The sequence below is a fragment of the Rheinheimera lutimaris genome (genome assembly GCF_013283795.1).
GTDB classification, from domain to species: Bacteria; Pseudomonadota; Gammaproteobacteria; order Enterobacterales; family Alteromonadaceae; genus Alishewanella; species Alishewanella lutimaris.
On the sequence record NZ_JABSOD010000004.1, the window covers coordinates 29,495 to 50,691 of the forward strand.

Genomic DNA, 21,197 nt, shown 5'->3' on the forward strand with positions numbered 1-21,197 from the left:
GCCAGACGATGTCTGGCTTTTTTATTGGCGTTAAATGCTAATCAGAAATCGTATTTAGCACTGAACTGAATACGGTTCATATCGCCGTCAGCTCCTGACTCCACTTCACGGTTAGCAAACTTGTACTCAACCCCTACCATCAGCTTTTTCGTGGCTTGGTACAGCAGGTTAGCACTGTAGCTCTGGGTGGTTTTAGTTGCGCCCACTCCGGTTAACGCCGTGTCGTTATCCGCCATCAAAGTAGAATACAGGAAGGTAGAACGCCATTGATCATTCCACAAATGGCGATAAGCTACAGAGAATGCGGTCACATCAATAGCTTCAAGATTGCCGTCAGCATCCAGCACCGCGCCGTTAACAGTATTTAAACCAACATAACGACCCAGACCTTTACCGGTATTTAATGTAATACGAATATCGTCTTTGTTAGCAAAATCAATTTTGGTGCTAACCGATAAACCGTAAGAGGTTACTTCATCATCAAAAGTGCCATCATCAATTGCAATTTGACGCAGTAAGCCGGCCACTTTAACCACACCCCAATCTGTTTTCAAATTGTAGCTGGCGGTAAAGTCCGGTGTGGCATTATCGTCTGTGGTAAAACGACCCGCACCGCCTACAGGAGAGACCGTACTTTCAGGGTTTTCTACCGCGAAGGCAAAGTTACCGTGGGTGTAGCGCACCTGTGCCTGGCGGATAAAGATAGCGGCATCCGGGTTACCAACAAAGTCTAATGTGTCCGGCAGTGACGCCAGATCCATAAAGTTCGACCAGGTTTGGCCCAGTGTCCAGTTTTTGTATTTAATAAAGGCATGCCGCAGCACCGGGCTATAGCCATTCGTCGTCCGTTCGTCGTTATTATTAAAACTGGTCATAAAATCGAACTCAAGATGACCGGTAATTTTATTGCCGTCTTCCAGCTCGGTGGCAGTAGAGAAGAAAAAGCGTGATTGGCGGGCATGCATATCAAACCGTGTTGCACTATCAGCTCCGGGATTGACCGGAGTCAATGAGGGAACATAAAAATCCCGGCCCAGAAAGTTACCAATTTCACCGTCTGATGTTTCAGTTACCATGGCATCCAGTTTTACATAGCCACCAAAGGTAACATTAGTGCCACCAATATCGAAACCCGCAGCTTGCACACTGCCGGCGCCAAGGGCTATGCAGGCAGCGAGGTAAGATACAGTTGTTATTTTTTTCATTTGCCGTCTCTCCGTGTTTTTTCTTGTAATGGTAATTTTCGTTTCAACTTTGGTTTACTACTGCAGTTACTGCAATTAGCCTTTAGTCGCAAATCAGCGCTAAAACCCACCATCAAACAACAATGTATTGATGCATGGCAGCCTGGCCTGACTTTAGCTAGACTAATGTCTAATTTCAAACAATACACGGCTCCGATAGAAAGAGTCTTAGAAAATTACAGCAGTCTCACAGGGGAAGTTATGTCACATCCATCAGTTTATCCGGTACCCGCCAGCGCAGCCAAGCGCTCTCTTCTGACGAATGAGCAATATATGCAGATGTATCAACAATCTGTCAGTGCTCCTGATACGTTTTGGGCAGAACACGGTAAGCGGTTACACTGGTTTACTCCCTTTACCAAGGTGAAAAATACCAGCTTTGACAGCGGCAAGTTAAACATTAACTGGTTTAGTGACGGTATTTTGAACGCCAGCTATAACTGTCTTGACCGTCATCTGCCACAGCGCGCCGACCAGGTAGCCTATTTTTGGGAAGGCGACTCACCGGACGCACAAAAAACGGTTACCTATGCCGAATTACACCAGCAAGTGTGTAAGTTAGCTAACGGTATGAAAGAACTAGGGGTTGGCAAAGGTGACCGGGTTACTATTTATCTGCCGATGATTCCTGAGGCCACAGTAGCTCTGCTGGCCTGTGCCCGTATTGGCGCCGTGCACTCAGTGGTGTTTGCCGGCTTTTCACCGGATGCGCTGGGTAGCCGCATTGTCGACTGCGACTCCAAATTAGTTATTACAGCCGATCAAGCCCTGCGCGGCAGCCGCGTCACTAACCTGAAAGATAATACTGATATGGCGCTGGGCCATTTGGGTGAAACCTCACCGGTACAAAACGTCATAGTAGTTAAGCATGTTGGCAAGAACGTCGATATGCAGGCCGGTAAAGACGGCCGTGATGTTTGGTATCATGATTTACTAAGCCGCCAGAGCGCCGACTGCCCCGCAGAGCCAATGAGTGCTGAGGATCCGCTGTTTATTCTGTATACCTCCGGTTCTACCGGTAAACCCAAAGGCGTACTGCACACCACCGGTGGTTATATGGTATGGGCGTCGATGACGCACCAATATGTATTTGATTACCATGACGGCGATGTGTATTGGTGTGCGGCGGACATCGGCTGGGTAACAGGGCACACTTATATTGTGTACGGACCTTTGGCGAATGGCGCCAGCAGCGTGTTATTTGAAGGTGTGCCGAATTACCCCAGCGTCAAACGCATGGCACAAATTGTCGACAAGTATAAAGTGAACATCCTTTATACCGCTCCTACCGCTATTCGCGCCCTGATGGCGCATGGCGATGCGCCGGTAGAAGGTGCAGCTCTGACATCACTGCGCACCCTTGGTAGTGTGGGCGAACCTATTAACCCTGAAGCCTGGAACTGGTACCACGAGAAGTTCGGCAAGGGTAACTGCCCTATTGTCGATACCTGGTGGCAAACAGAAACCGGCGGTATTTTAATTACACCACTGCCGGGTTGTACTGAACTTAAGCCAGGCTCCGCTACGCGACCATTTTTTGGTGTGCAACCGGCGATAGTCGATAATGACGGCAAAGAACTAAGCGGTGCGTGCGAAGGCAACCTGGTGATTAAAGACAGCTGGCCCGGCCAAATGCGCAGTATTTATGGCGACCATGACCGCTTTGAACAGACCTATTTCAGCACTTACCCTGGCTTGTACTTCACCGGCGACGGCGCCAAACGTGATGCCGATGGTTACTATTGGTTAACCGGCCGTGTCGACGATGTATTAAATATATCCGGCCACCGTTTGGGCACAGCAGAAATTGAGAGCTGCCTGGTAGCCCATGATGCCGTAGCAGAGGCTGCTGTAGTCGGTTACCCGCACGATATCAAGGGCCAGGGTATCTATGTATATGTGACGCCAAGGGTGGGTATTGAACCCGGTGCAGAACTGACCAAAGCGCTGCGTGATTGGGTACGGGAGGAAATCTCGCCTATTGCAACGCCGGATCTGATCCAATGGGCGCCAACCGGCCTGCCAAAAACCCGCTCCGGCAAGATTATGCGGCGTATTTTACGTAAAATTGCCGCCAATGAGCATGATCAGCTGGGTGATATCTCAACGTTAGCTGACCCGTCAGTGGTTGAAACTCTGGTAAACAACCGGCTAAACCGTAAATAAGCTATACCGCCAGTACGCGCTTGACACAACGGCGTACTCACCTCAGTATAAAGGCCGCAGATGCGGCCTTTTGTTTACAAACAACATAATAATTATAATTCCCTTCGCCGGAGGATAAGATGGCAAAACTGATCGTCGCAGACGACCACCCGCTGTTTCGCAACGCGCTGATAAATGCTATCAGCAGCACTTTTGCCACTAAAGCAACCATAGAAACCGACAGTTTTGACACTACCTGTATCGCGCTGGAGCAACACCCTGACACAGACTTATTGTTGTTGGATTTACATATGCCTGGTAATTGCGGCTTTTTAGGCTTAATTCAACTGCGTAAATCTTTTCCATCCCTACCCATAGTGGTTATTTCTGCCAGTGAGGAGCTGGACGTGATCCGTCGCGTTATGGCTTTCGGTGCTTCAGCCTATGTGCCCAAATCCGCTAATCCGGCCGATATCAGCGCGGCGTTAAATGCAGTGTTAGCCGGTGAACTTTGGGTGCCGGCGGCGATTAAAAAGCAGGTATTGGAGCATCACAGCGACGAAGCCGAAGAGGATTTAGATCTGGCGGCGAAAGTGGCACAGCTGACACAACAGCAATATAAAGTGCTGTACTATTTAACCGAAGGTTGGTTAAACAAACAAATTGCCTATGATTTACATATTTCTGAAGCCACGGTAAAAGCCCATATCACTGCTATTTTCCGCAAGCTGGGCGTAACCAACCGCACTCAGGTGGTGATCCAGGCGCAGCGTTTAACACTGGAACCCCCGGTAAACAAAGCGATGGCACAGCACTGAGCCGTGGCGCAGCCAGAGACTAATGCGCTGCGCGCTTTAACATTTTCAAGTGGTTTAAGCTGGCCCGCAATGCTGCCGGTTTAATCGGCTTGGCTAAAAACATTAAGCCATGTTGCTTTGCTTTCATTGCCAGCCCGGCCTCCGGCGAAGCCGATACCAAAATACCGTTTACATTGCCCCAAACCAGTTTTATTTTTTCATACAGTTGCAAACCATTCAGATGTTGCCCCAGCTGATAGTCAATTAACAATGCATCCGGTGCGCCATGTAAACGCGCATAGTCCAACAGACTTTCTTCATCATAAAAGCTTTTAACATCATCAATTTGCCATTGCTGCAGTAACACGGTTAATGCTGCCAAATTAGCGGCGTCGTCATCGACACACACTACAGACAAGCCCTGGACCGGCCGTTGTTGAATGTTACCTCGTAGCGGCAGCTCAGGCCGTAACACTGTCTGGCTCAGCGGCAGTACTAAACTGAACATACTGCCTTTGCCGGGTGTCGACACCACATTCAGCGGATGGCCGAGTAATTTTGCCATCCGGTTTACCACACCCAAGCCCAACCCTACGCCCTGCTCACCTTTGGCGGTGGCGTCGATACGGTAAAAGTCTTCAAAAATCCTCTGTAAATCGCCGTCGGTAATGCCGGGACCTGTGTCCCATACCTGAAGCAACAATTGCGGGCCCCGCTTGCGACACCCCAACACAATACGGCCTTTTTTTGTGTATTTAATCGCATTAGACAGCAAGTTTTGTAAGATTCGCCGTAAATATGTCGGATCGGTTTGCACCTGATAATCCGCTGCCCGCACGGTTAACTGCAAACCTTTTTGCTTTGCCAGCAAACTGAATTCGTCAGATAACTGCGCCAGTAACTCTTTTAATGCGACATTTTGCACATCTGGTGCTAATTTACCGTCGTCCAGCTTGGCAATTTCCAGCAAGGTGGAGATCAGCTCTTCCGACGCCTTTAATGAGTTATCCAACTGGCCAATAATATGTTGTTGCTGTTGCGTATCTTTAATACCGGCCAGCGCTGCAGTAAACAACCGCGCCGCATTCAGTGGCTGTAAAATGTCGTGACTGGCCAACGCCAGAAAGCGCGTTTTCGAGGCATTTGCGGCCTCGGCTTCAGCTTTAGCCTGTAACAATTGCTGCTCGGTTTCACGCCGTCGGCGCACCTCCCCCAGCAATTCATGGTTTATCTCAGAAATAGTCTGGGTGCGCTCCTGCACACGGTCTTCCAAATGCTGTTTCGCTTCGGCCAGCGCCTGCACCGCCTGCACATGGTCAGAAATATCGGTAAAACTGGTAACAAAACCGCCGCCCGGGATCGGGTTACCACGCATTTCAATGACACGGCCATCCGGCCTTACCCGTTGAAACACATGTGCCGTGCCTTTTTGCATATGCGAAATACGTTTTTCAACATGCTCATCCGCGCTGCCGGGGCCACACAGGCCCCGCTCAGCATTAAAGCGCACGATATCAGCCACCGGCCGGCCAACCCGCACCATGGCATCCGGATAAGAGAACATTTCCAGATAGGCTTTGTTCCAGGCCACCAGCTTTAACTCACGATCTACTACACTGACCCCCTGACTTAAATGTTCCAGGGTAGAAAATAATATTTTGCGTGAGAACTGAATCGCCTGAGTAGTATCGTCAAACAAGGTAACCACATCTTCGAAACCCAGCTGACGTCCATCCAGCACGGCATTAACCATGGCAGCCGCTGAGGATGCGCCAATAACCCCGGCCAATTCACGCTCTACATGTTCCACCAGGCCGACGCTGGGTAAATCATCCAGTTGCAGAGATTCCTGCTGACGCCTGGCATATTCTTGCAGACACTCCGCTGCACGGCCATTGCCGACAAAACGCTCCAGCAGAATTTTCAAATCGGTATTACGAATGCGAATGCGCCGTGCCGGTGTATCCTGATGATTAACCGGTAAATTCGGTTTAACAAAGGCCACCGCCTGCAACCGGTCTTGTAAATTCACCTGGGTTACCAACGAGGCCAGGATATAACACAGCAAGTTAAAACCCAGAGAAAACAATACGCCATGACTTAAACTATCCAGCTCAACACCGAATAAGGCAGTCGGTACCAGCCAGGACCAGCCAAATAAACCGGTTTGCATAATATTACTGTCAATAGCGCCGGTGCTGACCAACTGCGGTAACATCAGGGTATAAAACCACAATATAAAGCCGACTGTTAAGCCAAGATAAACACCGTTAGCATTGCCACGGCGCCAGTAAAGGCCGCCGATAACCGCAGGAGCCAGTTGAATAACTAATGCAAAAGCTAACAGGCCGGTTTCTGCCAATTCATAATTGCGGGCAAACATCCGGTAATATAAATACGACAGCAGCATCACTAATATCACCATGCTGCGCCGCACCAGCAGGATCAACAAACTGTAATCATGGCCCAAACCACGGCTTTTACTGTGTCGCAGCAGGCCCGGCATAATCACATCGTTACTGATCATGGTTGACAATGCCAGGGTAGCAATAATGATCATCGAGGTTGCGGCAGAGAAGCCACCGATAAATACCAGCACGCTTAAAGTATCCCAACCGGACTTAGCAGGGATAAGCAGTACAAAGCTGTCAGCCGAACTAAGCGCTTGCGGAAATAACTGCATACCGCCAATGGCAATAGGAATAACCACAATGGTGACTAAAAATAAATACAGTGAAAACCAGCGTCTGGCGTGGCGTAAATGGTGATGCGAGACATTTTCGACAAAGGCGACATGAAACTGGCGTGGCAGCAAAAACACTGCCGCCATTGCCAAAATAGTTTTGGTAATGAATTCCACCACACCATAATTACTGCTGCTTTGCTGCTGTGCCATGGCATGGTCGGCAAAACGCAGAAAAATACTGCGCTCATCAGCCAGCACAAACACATATACCGCCAGCGCCAAAGTTAACAGTGCAAACAACTTTACCAGTGACTCAAAAGCAATTGCCACCATCACGCCACGACTTTGCTCTGTCAGGTGCAGCTTGCGTGTGCCAAATAAAATAGCAAAAAATGCCATGGCTAACGCACTTAAAAAAGCACTGTCCTGCCACCAGTTGGCCGTGTCGTCATTAAAGTCGCCGCCGAGTAATACCTGATACGAGCTGGATACCGCTTTTAATTGCAGTGCAATATAGGGTACTACCACCACCAGACATACCAGTGCGGCAATCAAGGCAATATTTTTGCGCTTGCCATAGCGGGCAGAAATAAAATCGGCCACCGAGGTGACGTTTTGCTTTTTAGCAACATACAGCAATTTAAACAAAAATGGCTGGGCAAAAATAAACAGCAACACCGGACCAAGGTAAATAGGTATGTAGTCCCAACCACGGGTAACAGCTGTACCCACAGCACCGTAATAAGTCCAGGAGGTGCAATACACCGCCAACGCCAGGCTATAGATCAAGCCCCCATACTTTCGTATTAGTTTGTCATCGGCGTGGCGTTCACCCCAGTTGGCAATGAGAAACAAACCACCGACATACAGCAACGCCAATAAGGCAACGATCCAAGCGGCCACTGCACTCTCCTGTTATTTTTCTTGTTGTACTTTTGGCTCAGGCGGCGTTGCAAGTCAATACGCTGCGCCACAGCTTCGACTAAAGTCGGGCTTTCACTTGTGTTAACTACTGCTAGATTAACTTTGCGAGATAAAAATAACAAAGGAAAGGAGTGTAATTATTATGACAGAGCACGATCGCAACGCGGCGGCTTATTGGTCAGCGAACCTTCGCCTGATCATTGGCAGCCTCATCGTCTGGGCTCTGGTGTCTTACGGCTTCGGGATTTTATTACGTCCCATGCTGGCAGGCATCAGTGTAGGCGGTACCGACCTTGGCTTCTGGTTTGCACAACAGGGGTCTATTTTAACCTTTATCGGCTTAATCTTCTTCTATGCCTGGAGAATGAATAAGCTTGATAAAGAATTTGGCCTGCACGAGGAGTAAGCCCGTCATGAGTCAATTTGCAATTAATCTTATTTTTGTCGGTGGGTCTTTTGCGCTTTATATCGCTATCGCGATTTGGGCACGGGCCGGCTCAACAAAAGAGTTTTACGTTGCCGGTGGTGGTGTACACCCGGTAATGAACGGCATGGCCACCGCGGCCGACTGGATGTCTGCTGCATCCTTTATCTCCATGGCAGGCTTAATTGCCGCCGGTGGTTATGCTAATTCTACCTACCTGATGGGCTGGACTGGTGGTTATGTATTGCTGGCTATGCTGTTAGCCCCGTACCTGCGTAAGTTTGGTAAGTTTACTGTGCCGGAATTTATCGGTGACCGTTTTTACAGTAAAAATGCCCGCTTTGTGGCAGTGGCCTGTTTGATTATTGCGTCGGTAACTTACGTTATAGGCCAGATGACAGGTGCCGGTGTAGCGTTCTCACGTTTCCTGGAAGTAGAAAGTGATACCGGCCTGATGATAGCCGGCGTTATCGTGTTTCTGTATGCAGTAATGGGCGGCATGAAAGGTATTACTTATACCCAGGTAGCACAATACGTGGTGCTGATTATTGCCTATACCATCCCGGCCGTATTTATCTCATTGCAGCTGACCGGTAACTTTTTACCGCCGCTGGGTCTGTTCGCTGACCACGTTGAATCCGGCATTCCGTTGCTACAGAAACTGGATATGGTGGTGCGCGATCTGGGCTTTGTAGATTATACCGCCGATGTCACCAACAAACTGAATATGGTGTTGTTTACCCTGTCACTGATGATTGGTACTGCAGGCTTACCGCACGTTATTATTCGTTTTTTCACTGTACCTAAGGTATCTGATGCCCGTTGGTCTGCCGGCTGGGCGCTGGTGTTTATTGCCCTGCTGTATTTAACTGCACCAGCAGTTGCTTCAATGGCACGGTTAAACCTGTTAAATACAATTTACCCTGCCGGCCCGACAGCTGATGCTATTCAATATGCTGAGCGTCCGGACTGGATTAAAAACTGGGAACAAACGGGGTTAATTAAGTTTGACGATAAAAACGCAGATGGCCGTATTCAACTTTACAACGACACTGCTGCCTTTAAAGCAACAGCTGACGCACGGGGTTGGAATGGCAACGAGCTGACCGTAAATAACGATATTCTGGTATTGGCAAACCCTGAGATTGCTAACTTACCGGGCTGGGTTATCGGCTTAATTGCAGCCGGTGGTTTAGCTGCGGCGTTATCGACAGCAGCAGGCTTGCTATTGGCGATATCATCAGCGGTAAGCCATGACTTAATCAAGGGCTCTATCAATCCGCAAATCAGCGAAAAAGGCGAACTGTTAGCTGCGCGCATTTCAATGGCTGTTGCCATAGTAGTGGCAACCTGGCTGGGGATGAATCCGCCCGGTTTCGCTGCGCAGGTAGTTGCATTGGCATTTGGTATTGCCGCTGCGTCTATCTTCCCGGCGCTGATGATGGGTATTTTCTCTAAACGGGTAAATAACAAAGGCGCCATCGCCGGTATGCTGGCAGGGTTACTATCGACTGTCGTTTATATCTTCCTGTTTCTGGGTTGGTTCTTTATCCCGGGTACTGCAACCTTTGCTAACACACCGGATAACTGGTTGTTTGGTATCTCCCCGCTGTCGTTCGGCGCTGTGGGTGCAATGATTAACTTTATTGTTGCCTTTGCCGTATCGTCAGTCACGGAAGCGCCACCTGTACGCATCCAGCAATTGGTAGAAAGTGTACGTTACCCTAAAGGTGCCGGTGCAGCCACTGACCACTAAGCATCTGATTTTCCTTGCTTCAGTAGTTGAGGCAAGGTATCAATACCAATACGGGCTTTCATAGTGAAAGCCCGTCTTTTTCGGGAAAAACATTATGCTGTGGGAATTGATTGCAACGGTATTCGCCGGTTTAGGTGCGGCAGGCATTGCATTACTACTGCGCAAGCTGAGTAACAATATTGCTCCACGCTGGCTGATACCGGTATTTGCCGGTGCCGCTATGTTGGGCTTTCAAATTTACAGTGAATACACCTGGTTTTCGCATCAAACCAGCTTATTACCGCAAGGCGTGATAGTGGTTAAAACCGTTGAGCAGCAAGCTGTATGGCGGCCATGGAGCTATCTGTATCCACAAACGCTGCGCTTTATTGCAGCCGACATTGCCAATGCATCTGCCAATACCGTTAACCCGCAGCTTAAATTGGTCGACTTATATTTTTTCGAACGCAGGGCTCAGGCCAGGCGTGTACCTCAGGTTGTGCATTGTGCGCAGCACTCCCGTGCAGATTTCAGCGAACAATTAACTATTCCGCAAGGCAACGAAGCGCTAAGCCCGCAGTGGCAGCAACTCAGCCATACCGATCCTTTACTGTTGGCCCTGTGCCAAAGCTGACGATCCACTACCGGTAACCATACAACGGCACTGAGGCAATCATGGAAATAGCAGATGTCAGTAAATTTCTCTGTGACACCACACCTTTTGATCAGCTTAGCAGTGCAGTCGTTGCCGGCTTATCAGTGCATATCAAAGTGTGCTACTACAAAGCACAGGACACAGTAAATATTAATACCGACCGCTTATTAATTGTCCGCACCGGTATTTTCACACTGTACAGCGACCAGCAACAACTGCTGACCAAACTGCAAAGCGGCGATTTTTATGGTTACCAGCAACTGCTTACCGGACTGACAGACAATGATGCTTTGTTGTGTGAAGAAGACGGCCTGGTGTATTGGCTGGACGCCGATGCTTTTCATCAATGCCGTTATCAGTACAAAAATATCGATATTTTTTTTCAACGCTTGTTCAGTCGCCGGCTGCACCAGTACCGTGAGCAGCAGCAAGGTTCACGCTTTACTCTGAAAATAAGCGACGTGGTGCAACAGCGTAAAATAGCCATCCGGCCGGAGCAAAGCGTGCAAGACGCCGCCAGGCTAATGTCAGAGCAGCGTGTATCGTCACTATTAGTTGAAGAACATGAAAAACTGGTGGGTATTGTTACCGATCGCGATTTAAGAAGCCGGGTATTGGCGCAGGCATTGCCGGCCAGCACTCAGGTCAGCCAGATAATGACCCGGCAACCACACAGTATTGAGCGTCATGCCTATTTGTATGAAGCCGTTCAACAAATGAGCCAGCACAATATTCATCATTTACCGGTAGTAGACCAGGGCATTTGCTGTGGCATGCTAACCGCTACCGACGTGATCCGCAGCCAGCAAGACCATCCGGTGTATCTGATTGGCGAAATTCACCGCCAGGCATCTGTTGACGGTTTGGAGCGCTGCAGCCAGCAAGTGGCCAGCCTTGCCGTGACACTAAGCAAACAACAAGTGCCGGCTTATGAAGCCGGCCACATTATCACTACTATTACCGACGCCCTTACCCAGCGTCTTATTTATCTGGCGCAACAACAATTAGGCGAACCACCCTGCGTATTCAGCTGGTTGGCATTTGGCTCACAGGCACGGATGGACCAAAGCTTAAATGCCGACCAGGACAATGCTCTGCTACTGGAAAAAGAGCCTATCGGTGCCGTTGGTGACTATTTTGCACAGTTAGCCGAATTTGTCTGCCAGGGGTTGGCGCGCTGCGGCATTACGCTGTGTCCGGGAAACATTATGGCTACTAATGCTGAACTGCGTTTAAGCTTAAAAGGCTGGTCGGGCCGCTTTGCCCGTTGGATAGCCACCCCAACACCTGATGCATTACTCAAAGCCAGCATCTTCTTTGACCTGCGGGTAATAGACGGCAGCAGAGGCCTGTTTAACGCCCTGCAGGAAGATATTCTGCAGCGCACAGCTCAAGCGCCGCTGTTTTTATATCACCTGGCACAAGCGGCTTTACAGCGCACCGCGCCATTGGGCTTTTTTAAAAACTTTATTCTGGAGCAGGACGGCAAACATAAAAAAGGCCTGGATCTGAAAAAGCGCGGCATCAGTTTGATCACAGATTTAGTCCGCGTTTATGCTTTATCGGCCGGCATTTATGAAGTGAATACCAGGCGGCGCCTGCAACAACTGGCTGCTCAGGGCATTATGGACAGCAAAGACAGCCAAAACTTAAACGATGCCTTTGACGTGTTGGCACAATTGCGCTGGGAAAAGCATCAACATGATTTACAACAAGGCCATGACGTAACCAACTTACTTGATCCGTCAGAAATATCCGGTCTGGCACGGCATCAGATGAAAGACAGCTTTGCGGTGGTAAACAGCGCCCAGGCCAGTGTAAAGCACCGGTTTTGCCGGGATCTGTAATGTTCTTGCATTGGCTACGTCGAAAGAATCCGGTACTGAATGAAGTTGTAAACAACTTCAGCAAGGAGCCCTATCCGGCACCTGCCACACGGGTGGCAAACTGTAATTTCCTTGCACTGGATTTGGAGCTTACCGGGTTAAATGCCCGCAAAGATCACATTGTCAGTATCGGCTGGGTGCCAATACGTGATCGCGAAATTATACTGGCAGAAGCCAAACACTACCTGATCAACAGCCCTGTCAGTGTCGGCCAAAGCGCGGTATATCATGGCTTGCATGACCGGCACTTGGAAAATGCCCACGATATCGCAGAGGTGCTGACACAGCTGCTGAAGCAATATGCCGGCTATGTATTTGTTGCTCATCACAGCGCGCTGGATGAGCAGTTTTTACGCATGGCCTGCCAACGTTGCTTTGGTAAAACACCGCGCTTTCGCTTTGTCGATACTATGAAAATTGAATGGCAACGCCTGCTGCGACGGGGTAAAGTCGTCAAACATGACGCACTGAAACTGGCCGCTTGTCTTGAACGGCACGGCTTACCGGCAATGCCGGACCACCACGCCTTAGAAGATGCCTACAGCAGCGCGCTGCTGCTGTTAAGCGAATTAAAACCAGGCGGAGAAAACATGACTCTGGCCGATTTATATCTGTTATCGCGCTAAACCCGGTAAAACGTGATAACCGGCGTACTACAACCGCCCCACCTGTTTACGGTTTATCGCAGTTACTTTGCCGGCGGTCAGGGTTACCGACACCAAATAATCACCGCCCATATCAGCTTTTAAACGGTAAGACCAGGTTTCCACCGTTTCGCCGCTAACCGGCTCACCGGTATCAACACCTAAGGTTTCAATATCTTTAAATTCCGGTTGGCCGGCCAGTGCCAACACTTCAATGCGTGGCATACCGCACTTAAGCAACTTGCCATCAGCTAAGCGAAAGCCACAGGCCTGAGCCGGTGCAGTAAACGCTAATAGCACTAACACGATAATACTGATAGATAATTTCATAGTTTACTCTCTGCTAAATGTTGTATGCAGTATAGTGACAACTCTAGCCTGAACACCAGATTAAAACCTGAAATTTACAATAAAATTACACATCAAGCTCCGGCGGGTAATCTGCCGACGCTATCGATTTTAATACCCGGCAAGGATTACCACCGGCCAGCACGCTTGAGGGCACATCTTTGGTTACCACACTACCGGCGGCGATTACGCTGCCATCAGCTATGGTTACGCCGGGCAAGACCACCGCACCACCGCCAATCCACACATCATTGCCAATGGTTACCGGCAAAGCCTGCTCCAGTAAAGTGCGGCGTTTAGCGGCATCCAGCGGATGGTTCACAGTATAAATTTGTACCGCAGGGCCAAAAAATACGTTATTACCAATATTCACCGGCGCGACATCCAGTACTACACAGTTAAAGTTAAAAAACACCTTATTGCCCGCCCGGATGTTGTAGCCATAATCGCAGTAAAACGGCGGCTCTGCATAAAAGTGCTTACCGGTATTGGGCAGCCACTGTTTTAACAGTTGCCGGCACAGCGCCTCATCATCCGGCGCGCTGTGGTTAAATTGATGCTGTAACTTACGCGCCGCCAAACGCTCAGCGCTAAGCTCTTTATCCAGCGGGTTATACCAGTCTCCCGATAGCATTTTGTGTTTTTCTGATGACATACAACACCTGAGTAAAGCCAAATAAAGGCGCTAAGGGTAACAGACCACATAGGTTGACAGCTATATACCCCGATAACATCTAACTCCGGCAAATTTGCGTTAAGAGTAAAAAAGGTGTAATTTTTACTCATGATCAAGTTTGAGTTTGATGAAACCAAAAGCATAGGTAATCGGGAAAAGCACGGGATAGATTTTAATACCGCACAACAACTGTGGAATGATCCTGACTTGATCGAAATACCTGTGAAAACGAGCGATGAGGCGAGATACTTAGTCATTGGTTTACTTAATGGTAAACACTGGTCAGGCGTAATTACCTACCGCGACACTAATATCAGGATCATCTCCGTTCGACGTTCACGCAAAACAGAGGTAAATCTTTATGAAAGCGCATGAATTTGATGCCAAGTTTGAAAATGACGACGATATCGTCAGTGATTTAGATCTGCCTCAAGCGAAACGGCCCGGGCAGAAGCAAAAACGCGTCAATGTCGATTTTCCTGCCTGGATGTTAGAGTCACTGGACCGTGAAGCCAGCAGAATTGGTGTTACCCGACAATCGATTATTAAAATCTGGCTGGCAGAGCGCTTAGAAAGCGTATCTCATCACCCGACTGCCGGCTGAACAGTTAATTTCGACTTACCAAAGTCATACATACTCTTTGCCTTTTAGTTTCGGGCAATAAAAAAGGCGCCTGAGCGCCTTTTTTATATCAACCTGCCAGGATTACTTGGCGCGGCTGCGATATTCGTCGGTACGGGTGTCAATTTCAATCTTGTCACCTTCTTCCACGAACGCCGGTACCATCAGTTCAAAACCGGTTTCAATTTTGGCTGGTTTTAATACCTTGCCAGACGTATCACCGCGAGCTGCCGGCTCAGTGTAAGTTACTGTACGAACTACTACTGTTGGCAGGTCAACCGAAATTGGCCGCTCGTTGTAAAACACCACTGAACACTCCATACCGTCTACCAGGTACTTCAGTGCTTCGGTCATGTTTTCTGCTTCAACTTCAAACTGGTTGTATTCCTGATCCATAAATACGTACATAGGATCAGCGAAGTAAGAGTAAGTTACTTCTTTAGTTTCCAGCAGCACCTGTTCAAATTTGTCATCAGCACGGTATACGGTTTCCATGCCCTGACCATTTAACAGGTTTTTCATTTTCATTTTTACAACGGCAGCGTTACGGCCCGATTTGTTAAATTCGGCCTTTAAAATTACCATTGCTTCAGTGCCAACCATAATCACCTGGCCAGCACGCAGTTCTTGAGCTGTCTTCATCATGACTGAAATATCTTCTCGTTAGGAAAAATTGCGTCGCATTATAAATTTTTTTTCAACAAAGTGCACGAGGTTGCTGGCAAGATCTCCGTTTGCCGTTAACTCCGCGCGCCATTGCTGGTTATAGTCGGCGATTTGCAGCAACATTGCACTAAATTTCTGCCAACTATCGGCCAAATCATGTTCGGTGTTCCACGCCAGCCAAAACGCTGTTAAAGCCTGAGCCGCGTCGGTCGGCATCTGTGCGCAGTAACGCTGCATAAACGCCTGCAGTTTATCCAGATGCGCCTGCTCTGCCTGACGGTATATTTGCCAGATAAACGGCTTTGCCGCCCAATGTGCGCGAATAACCGAATCTTCGCCGCGGACAAAGTTAATATCACATGCCCACAATAATTTGTCGTAGTCTTCCTGCGCCACAAAGGGTACCAGTTTTAATGTCAGGTTGTGTAACGTCAGTTCAGCCTGCTGAGCCAGCTGCGGATATAAACCGGCAAGCTGATTTGCCAGCGCGCCCTGTGGTACCAGGCAAAGGGTATTAACCGGCCCCTGCTGCCAACACGCCAGCAAACTTTCAATTTGCGGATGATCATAGGCAAACAGGGAAATTTTTTGCTGATAGCGTTCATAATCCGGCACAGCCAACTTTTGCCAGAATGCTTGCTGCGCAGCGGCATCGGCCATAAACAGCGCCGCCTGCTGCTGTATAGCGCGCTCTTGCAATAAACCACCGGTAGCTGCAGTAAAGCCGGGGAAAAAGAAATGCTTATCCAGTGCCAGCTGCGGCTGAGGTGATGGCAAAACATGACAACCTTCCACCCACGCTTCTGCTGACAAATATTCCAGATTCAACCATAGCGGTTTTACCGGCTGCTGAGCCATTTTTTGCTGATAGGCTGCAGGGATAGTACAGGCCAACGCTTCTATTACCACATCAGCTACGGTGCACTGTTGCCAATTAGTCGTCTTGGCCCAGCGCTGAATTAGCACCCCGGCGTGCTGTTGCTCGTCAGCCGTTATATCTATTTGCGGGCAAATTTTATTGAAGCTGGCTAAATCATCTACCCACAGCTGCACCGCAATATTGTGCTCTGCCGCTAACTGCCGGCACAGCCGCCAACAAATACCAATATCGCCGAAGTTATCAATTACAGCGCAGAAAATATCCCAACGCACAGTGGTGTTCTGCATGCTTAGTACTCAGCTTAAAAATAAGGCGGCTATTATACCTTTAAGCGCACGCAGGCCAAGGTAACTTGTTGCCAGCAGCAGCAGTGTTACCAGCAGTGCCAGCGCGTAGTAACACAGCCGTATCAACCGGGTTTTAACTTTAGCTAAGAAGCTTTGCTCAGCCGTTATCAGCGGTAAGTCGCGCTGAAACAGCCCGGCCCATAACCACAACAGCAAGCTGCTTACCGTCAGCAATACCGTACTTAACTGCCAGCGCTGTGTCTGTTCAACGGTAGCAACAAACAATAACCAGCCAAAAGCTGCCACACCTGAAGCGCACAATAATATAAACAGCGGCCGAAGCGGATAAAGCCGCCTCGCCCAACGCTGATAAAAGCTCAACATCAGCCGTGCTCCAATGCAGTCAAGGCTGGTGGATACAGTGCAAGAATGCCGCTTTGCCCCTGCATATCGCCAATCAACCAGATTTGTTCAAACGGATGGCGTTTGGGCATATGCAACTGATGGTAGTGCTGTAAAATATCGCGCCGTGTCCACAGCGGATTAGCATTGCGGATAACTAACCAAACCCGTTCAGTATGATAGGTTTTTTCTGCTTTATTACTGACAAGCCGGTTCAGTGCTGTCAGCAAGCGGTGCTGTACCGGTGTACGCAACAGCGCCATCAGCTCTTTATGGGTATTAGTACCCAGCTCACGCCCAAGAATATGCATAGCCTCTGCTTCGCTGCCATACAGGTGCGCAATCTCCAAATCGAGCTTCTGATCATCGTAGTAGCAAGACACATCTGGCCTGGCCGGCTCATTGTGCCAGATATGCCGCATGGTAATACCAAAACGCTGCTCGTACAGCCGCATAAATAAACGTGCTGCTTCGTGTTCCAGTTTTATTTTTTCTTCATTGCCGTTCATCTGAAAAAAACCTGAACTGTCCAACCACTACTATATCGCTGGCATAAAATAATACTGCCAAATTTCGAGCACTACCGGCACTACCGATAACAGCAGAATAATTGCCATGCAGATATTGAAAATACGCTGAAACAACGCTTTTGTTAATATTGCCCGCAGTGCTGCCCCGAACACCAACCATAAACCCACACAGGGAAACGCTACCAGTAAGAAGGCTGTACTAATAATACTGACCTCAAGCCAATACACGCCGCCTACCGTGGTAAAGGCCGCAACAGCGCCACAGGCCATTACCCATGCTTTGCCGTTAACCCACTGAAATAATGCTGCCTGCATAAAACTGAACGGCTTACTTTTACCCTGCTCTATTGCTTTGGGCTCTGCGCTGGCAATCTGCCAGGCCAACCAAATAAGATAGGCCACGCCCAGCACTTTAATCAGCTGATGTAAATGCGGATAACGCTCAAATACTACGCCAAACCCCAGCCCCACCAGCAGCACCATTAGCGGAAAACCTAAACATATACCCAACCAATGCGGCACGCTGGCCTTTACACCGTAGTTTACGCCAGATGACATAATCATCACATTATTAGGGCCCGGTGTAATGGTGGTAGAAAAGGCAAAAAACAAAACGGCGAAAAACAACTCCATGTTAAACCTATGCTAAAACTGAATAGTTACTGAGGATAATACCAGAGTCGTGCGTCTTTAATAGGCGTTTGTGCCGGTAACAACGGGTTTTTCAGGCGGATAATCTGCCGTTGTTGCAGTTTAAGCTCAGCCAGGTGGCCGGCAAAAAATTGCTGAAACAATTGTTCGAAAGTACCGTCTGCAATGATTTTACGCAGCCCATCCTCAATATCTTTTGCCAGTTGTTCATTTGCGCTGTTAACAAAAAAATAGCTGGCCGTCGGGTAATGCAGTACCCAATGTTGTTCGGTGACAATATTACGTGGCGCCAACAGCAAAGCTTCATCGGCAATTTCCAGTGCATTGCGCGGCACTCCATCTACGCGGCCTTTTTCCAGCATAGAGAACAAGTTGTCATAACCGGCCGCACCTAATACCGAAAAACCGTTCAACTGCAGCACTTTAGCGTCAACCCAGTCGTGTCCCTGAGCATACACCAACCGCCGGATCGCAGTCTCTGGGGCATCAGCGGCAAATTTAGCCTGCTGATCAGCGCGGATCAACATTATGCGATAGCCACTCAGGCCTCTGAAAATCGGAATACGTATCGGGCGTAAGTCCAACTCGCGCTCTACAGAGGTCATAGTCCAGAGCACATCCAGTTCTGTCTGTTCTTTTAAAAACACCATACTGCGTGATTTCGACATCCGCTCAGCTGAGCTTTGCAACTGATATGGCCGCGGCGATTGCGCTAAAGCTAACTCCAGTAACGCCAGCGGGAAAACTGAACGCGGGTCTTCAGTATGCGCTATCGCAGGGTAACGCACTAATTCAGCAAATGTTGTATTTGCCAGCAACAAACAAAAACAGCACAAAATTGCACGCATCACTATTCTTCACCGGATAACTGTGCCATGTTATTTAGTGTAGTATTACCGGCTCTTGCTGCAAATAGTTAGCTAAATTTGATATTTGCGCTACAAAAACACTGAATTATCACTAATTTAAAAAATAACAAATGGAGATAACAATGAACAAAATTCTGGGTCTGGCAATTTTAGTCGCGGGCGTCATTCTGTTGTACTTTGGTTACACCGAATACAACTCAACCGCGTCTCAGGTAACTGAAGTAGTTACCGGCAACCCTACTGATAACGCTATCTGGTTTTTAGTCGGTGGCGCTGTGGCGGCGATTATTGGTTTGGGTGTGTTACTGAAAAAGTAACCCACAGAGAATAAATAAAGGCCGCTTTGCGGCCTTTATTAACTACAACAACATCAGCGCTACTCTTCTTCTTTACCCCAGCTGTCGCGTAAGCCAACAGTGCGGTTAAACACTAATTTTTCCGCAGTGGAATCGCGATTATCGGCGCAATAATACCCTTCGCGTTCAAACTGATACGCCTGCTCAACTTTGGCACTTTGCAATGACGGCTCAACCAAACCTTGTGTTATCACCAACGATTGCGGGTTAATAACGCTAAGGAAGTCTTCTTCTGCAGCAGGGTTTGCAACGCTGAACAAGCGGTCATACACGCGGAACTCTGCCGGCAATGCATTTGTAGCTTCAACCCAATGAATTACGCCACGTACTTTACGGCCATCAGCCGGGTTTTCGCCCAGTGTCTCCGGCAGGTATGAGCATTTCAGCTCAATAATGTTGCCATCGGCGTCTTTTATAACTTCATCAGCGTGAATAACGTAAGCATTACGTAAGCGCACATCACCGTTTAATACCAAACGTTTGTACTTTTTGTTGGCTTCTTCACGAAAATCAGCGCGGTCGATATACACCACCGGCCCAAACGGCAGTTTACGGCTACCCATAGTGTTATCTTTCGGGTGGTTCGACGCCTCTACCCATTCAATACCACCGGCCGGGTAGTTGGTAATAGTGACTTTAAGCGGATCCAATACGGCCATAGCACGTGGTGCTGCCGCGTCTAAATCCTCACGGATGCAGGCTTCCAATGCACTCATCTCAATCATATTATCTTGCTTGGTGACGCCTATGCGTTTGGCAAACTCGCGAATAGCAGCAGGGGTATAACCACGGCGACGCAGACCGGCAATCGTCGGCATACGCGGATCATCCCAACCGGACACTACCTTTTGCTCTACCAGGGTTTGCAGCTTACGCTTGCTCATTACCGCATATTCCAGATTTAAGCGGGAAAACTCAATCTGTTGTGGATGACAAGCAATAGTAATGTTGTCCAAAATCCAGTCATATAAACGACGGTTGTCCTGAAACTCCAGGGTACACAATGAATGAGTAATGCCTTCCAGTGCATCTGAAATACAGTGAGTAAAGTCGTACATCGGGTAGATGCACCAGCTGTCACCGGTTTGATGGTGATGGGCAAACTTAACGCGGTAAATAACCGGGTCGCGCATAACCATAAAGCTGGATGTCATATCAATTTTAGCGCGCAGCGAGCATTCGCCTTCTTTAAAACCACCGGCACGCATTTTTTCAAACAGCGCCAGGTTTTCTGCCGGGCTGGTGTCACGCGTTGGGCTGGCTTTACCCGGCTGGGTTAAATTGCCGCGATATTCGCGCATTTGCTCGGCATTTAAAAAGCACACATAGGCCAGGCCTTTGTTAATCAGTTCAACTGCATAGCCATACAGCGCATCAAAATAATCTGATGAGTAACGTACTTCGCCACTCCACTGAAACCCCAGCCAATTCACATCCTGCTGAATAGAGTTAACAAACTCGACGTTTTCTTTTTCCGGGTTAGTATCATCAAAGCGCAGGTTACATTGGCCCTGGTAATCTTGCGCGATACCGAAATTCAGACAGATTGATTTGGCATGGCCAATATGTAAATAACCGTTAGGCTCAGGCGGAAAACGGGTTTGCACCGCGTTATGCTTGCCTGAAGCTAAATCGGTATCAATAATTTGCCGGATAAAATTGGTTGGGCGATGTTCTGCGTCCGCCATAATGCGCTGTATCCTTAAGTGCTAACAATAAAATATCGCGGCATTATAGCAGCAGAAACACGGCTGACCACTGTCTGCTCCG

General features: G+C 48.6%; 21 protein-coding genes. 10 read left to right on the plus strand and 11 right to left on the minus strand.

What is annotated here, in order from left to right; genetic code table 11:
- Nucleotides 1-41: 41 nt before the first annotated feature.
- Nucleotides 42-1,205, minus strand: a complete 1,164-nt coding sequence (locus HRH59_RS04710) for a DcaP family trimeric outer membrane transporter (RefSeq protein WP_173500123.1) — start codon at nt 1,203-1,205, stop codon at nt 42-44.
- 240 nt (nt 1,206-1,445) lie between these two features.
- Here HRH59_RS04710 and acs point away from each other — a divergent pair, with 240 nt between their 5' ends.
- Nucleotides 1,446-3,410, plus strand: a complete 1,965-nt coding sequence (gene acs, locus HRH59_RS04715; RefSeq protein WP_173500124.1) for an acetate--CoA ligase — start codon at nt 1,446-1,448, stop codon at nt 3,408-3,410.
- 119 nt (nt 3,411-3,529) lie between these two features.
- Entirely contained in the window at nt 3,530-4,207 is a 678-nt protein-coding gene (locus tag HRH59_RS04720; protein WP_173500125.1) for a LuxR C-terminal-related transcriptional regulator, read from the plus strand.
- A 19-nt stretch (nt 4,208-4,226) separates the two neighbouring features.
- Here the strand turns inward: HRH59_RS04720 and HRH59_RS04725 are convergent, their stop codons facing one another.
- Nucleotides 4,227-7,775 (minus strand): PAS domain-containing hybrid sensor histidine kinase/response regulator, encoded by a 3,549-nt coding sequence (locus tag HRH59_RS04725; protein WP_173500126.1) that lies wholly within the window; start codon nt 7,773-7,775, stop codon nt 4,227-4,229.
- Between the two features lie 163 nt (nt 7,776-7,938).
- Here HRH59_RS04725 and HRH59_RS04730 point away from each other — a divergent pair, with 163 nt between their 5' ends.
- From HRH59_RS04730 to HRH59_RS04750, 5 genes are all read left to right on the plus strand, one after another.
- Entirely contained in the window at nt 7,939-8,202 is a 264-nt protein-coding gene (locus tag HRH59_RS04730; protein WP_173500127.1) for a DUF4212 domain-containing protein, read from the plus strand.
- Between the two features lie 7 nt (nt 8,203-8,209).
- A complete protein-coding gene (locus tag HRH59_RS04735) occupies nt 8,210-9,976 on the plus strand; it encodes a sodium:solute symporter family protein (protein WP_173500128.1) in 1,767 nt (588 codons plus the stop codon).
- 94 nt (nt 9,977-10,070) lie between these two features.
- Entirely contained in the window at nt 10,071-10,589 is a 519-nt protein-coding gene (locus HRH59_RS04740) for a hypothetical protein (RefSeq protein WP_173500129.1), read from the plus strand.
- 41 nt (nt 10,590-10,630) lie between these two features.
- Nucleotides 10,631-12,457 carry a putative nucleotidyltransferase substrate binding domain-containing protein gene (locus HRH59_RS04745; RefSeq protein WP_173500130.1) on the plus strand — a complete coding sequence of 609 codons (1,827 nt, stop codon included), beginning with the start codon at nt 10,631-10,633 and terminating at the stop codon, nt 12,455-12,457.
- On the plus strand, nt 12,457-13,122 hold the full coding sequence (locus HRH59_RS04750; protein WP_173500131.1) for a 3'-5' exonuclease: 666 nt from the start codon (nt 12,457-12,459) through the stop codon (nt 13,120-13,122). The genes HRH59_RS04745 and HRH59_RS04750 overlap by 1 nt, the downstream gene beginning before the upstream one ends.
- A gap of 27 nt (nt 13,123-13,149) precedes the next feature.
- Here HRH59_RS04750 and HRH59_RS04755 read toward each other — a convergent pair whose 3' ends face one another.
- Both HRH59_RS04755 and HRH59_RS04760 read right to left on the minus strand, forming a co-directional pair.
- Nucleotides 13,150-13,470, minus strand: a complete 321-nt coding sequence (locus HRH59_RS04755) for a hypothetical protein (RefSeq protein WP_173500132.1) — start codon at nt 13,468-13,470, stop codon at nt 13,150-13,152.
- An 85-nt stretch (nt 13,471-13,555) separates the two neighbouring features.
- A complete protein-coding gene (locus tag HRH59_RS04760; protein WP_173500133.1) occupies nt 13,556-14,143 on the minus strand; it encodes a sugar O-acetyltransferase in 588 nt (195 codons plus the stop codon).
- Between the two features lie 129 nt (nt 14,144-14,272).
- On the opposite strand from HRH59_RS04760, the gene HRH59_RS04765 reads away from it, so the two are divergent.
- Nucleotides 14,273-14,539 (plus strand): BrnT family toxin, encoded by a 267-nt coding sequence (locus HRH59_RS04765; RefSeq protein WP_173500134.1) that lies wholly within the window; start codon nt 14,273-14,275, stop codon nt 14,537-14,539.
- Nucleotides 14,526-14,768 carry a type II toxin-antitoxin system BrnA family antitoxin gene (brnA, locus tag HRH59_RS04770; RefSeq protein WP_173500135.1) on the plus strand — a complete coding sequence of 81 codons (243 nt, stop codon included), beginning with the start codon at nt 14,526-14,528 and terminating at the stop codon, nt 14,766-14,768. Before HRH59_RS04765 ends, brnA begins: the two co-directional genes overlap by 14 nt.
- A gap of 102 nt (nt 14,769-14,870) precedes the next feature.
- Here brnA and efp read toward each other — a convergent pair whose 3' ends face one another.
- The 6 genes from efp to HRH59_RS04800 are packed head-to-tail and all read right to left on the minus strand — an operon-like array spanning nt 14,871 to nt 19,053.
- Nucleotides 14,871-15,431 (minus strand): elongation factor P, encoded by a 561-nt coding sequence (gene efp, locus HRH59_RS04775; protein WP_218573460.1) that lies wholly within the window; start codon nt 15,429-15,431, stop codon nt 14,871-14,873.
- 18 nt (nt 15,432-15,449) lie between these two features.
- Nucleotides 15,450-16,619 (minus strand): elongation factor P maturation arginine rhamnosyltransferase EarP, encoded by a 1,170-nt coding sequence (gene earP, locus HRH59_RS04780; RefSeq protein ID WP_173500136.1) that lies wholly within the window; start codon nt 16,617-16,619, stop codon nt 15,450-15,452.
- 9 nt (nt 16,620-16,628) lie between these two features.
- The gene (locus HRH59_RS04785; protein ID WP_173500137.1) at nt 16,629-17,003 is read right to left on the minus strand and encodes a hypothetical protein; all 375 of its coding nucleotides are present in this window, start codon (nt 17,001-17,003) and stop codon (nt 16,629-16,631) included.
- Nucleotides 17,003-17,530 carry a hypothetical protein gene (locus HRH59_RS04790; RefSeq protein ID WP_173500138.1) on the minus strand — a complete coding sequence of 176 codons (528 nt, stop codon included), beginning with the start codon at nt 17,528-17,530 and terminating at the stop codon, nt 17,003-17,005. Before HRH59_RS04790 ends, HRH59_RS04785 begins: the two co-directional genes overlap by 1 nt.
- Before the next feature lie 30 nt (nt 17,531-17,560).
- Nucleotides 17,561-18,184 (minus strand): LysE family translocator, encoded by a 624-nt coding sequence (locus HRH59_RS04795; protein WP_173500139.1) that lies wholly within the window; start codon nt 18,182-18,184, stop codon nt 17,561-17,563.
- A 26-nt stretch (nt 18,185-18,210) separates the two neighbouring features.
- Entirely contained in the window at nt 18,211-19,053 is an 843-nt protein-coding gene (locus HRH59_RS04800; RefSeq protein ID WP_173500140.1) for a type 2 periplasmic-binding domain-containing protein, read from the minus strand.
- Nucleotides 19,054-19,193: 140 nt separating this feature from the next.
- Here HRH59_RS04800 and HRH59_RS04805 point away from each other — a divergent pair, with 140 nt between their 5' ends.
- Nucleotides 19,194-19,388: a DUF3185 family protein gene (locus tag HRH59_RS04805; RefSeq protein WP_173500141.1), complete on the plus strand. Its 195-nt coding sequence runs from the start codon at nt 19,194-19,196 to the stop codon at nt 19,386-19,388.
- Nucleotides 19,389-19,447: 59 nt separating this feature from the next.
- Here the strand turns inward: HRH59_RS04805 and glnS are convergent, their stop codons facing one another.
- Nucleotides 19,448-21,115: a glutamine--tRNA ligase gene (gene glnS, locus HRH59_RS04810; RefSeq protein WP_173500142.1), complete on the minus strand. Its 1,668-nt coding sequence runs from the start codon at nt 21,113-21,115 to the stop codon at nt 19,448-19,450.
- Nucleotides 21,116-21,197: the final 82 nt, after the last annotated feature.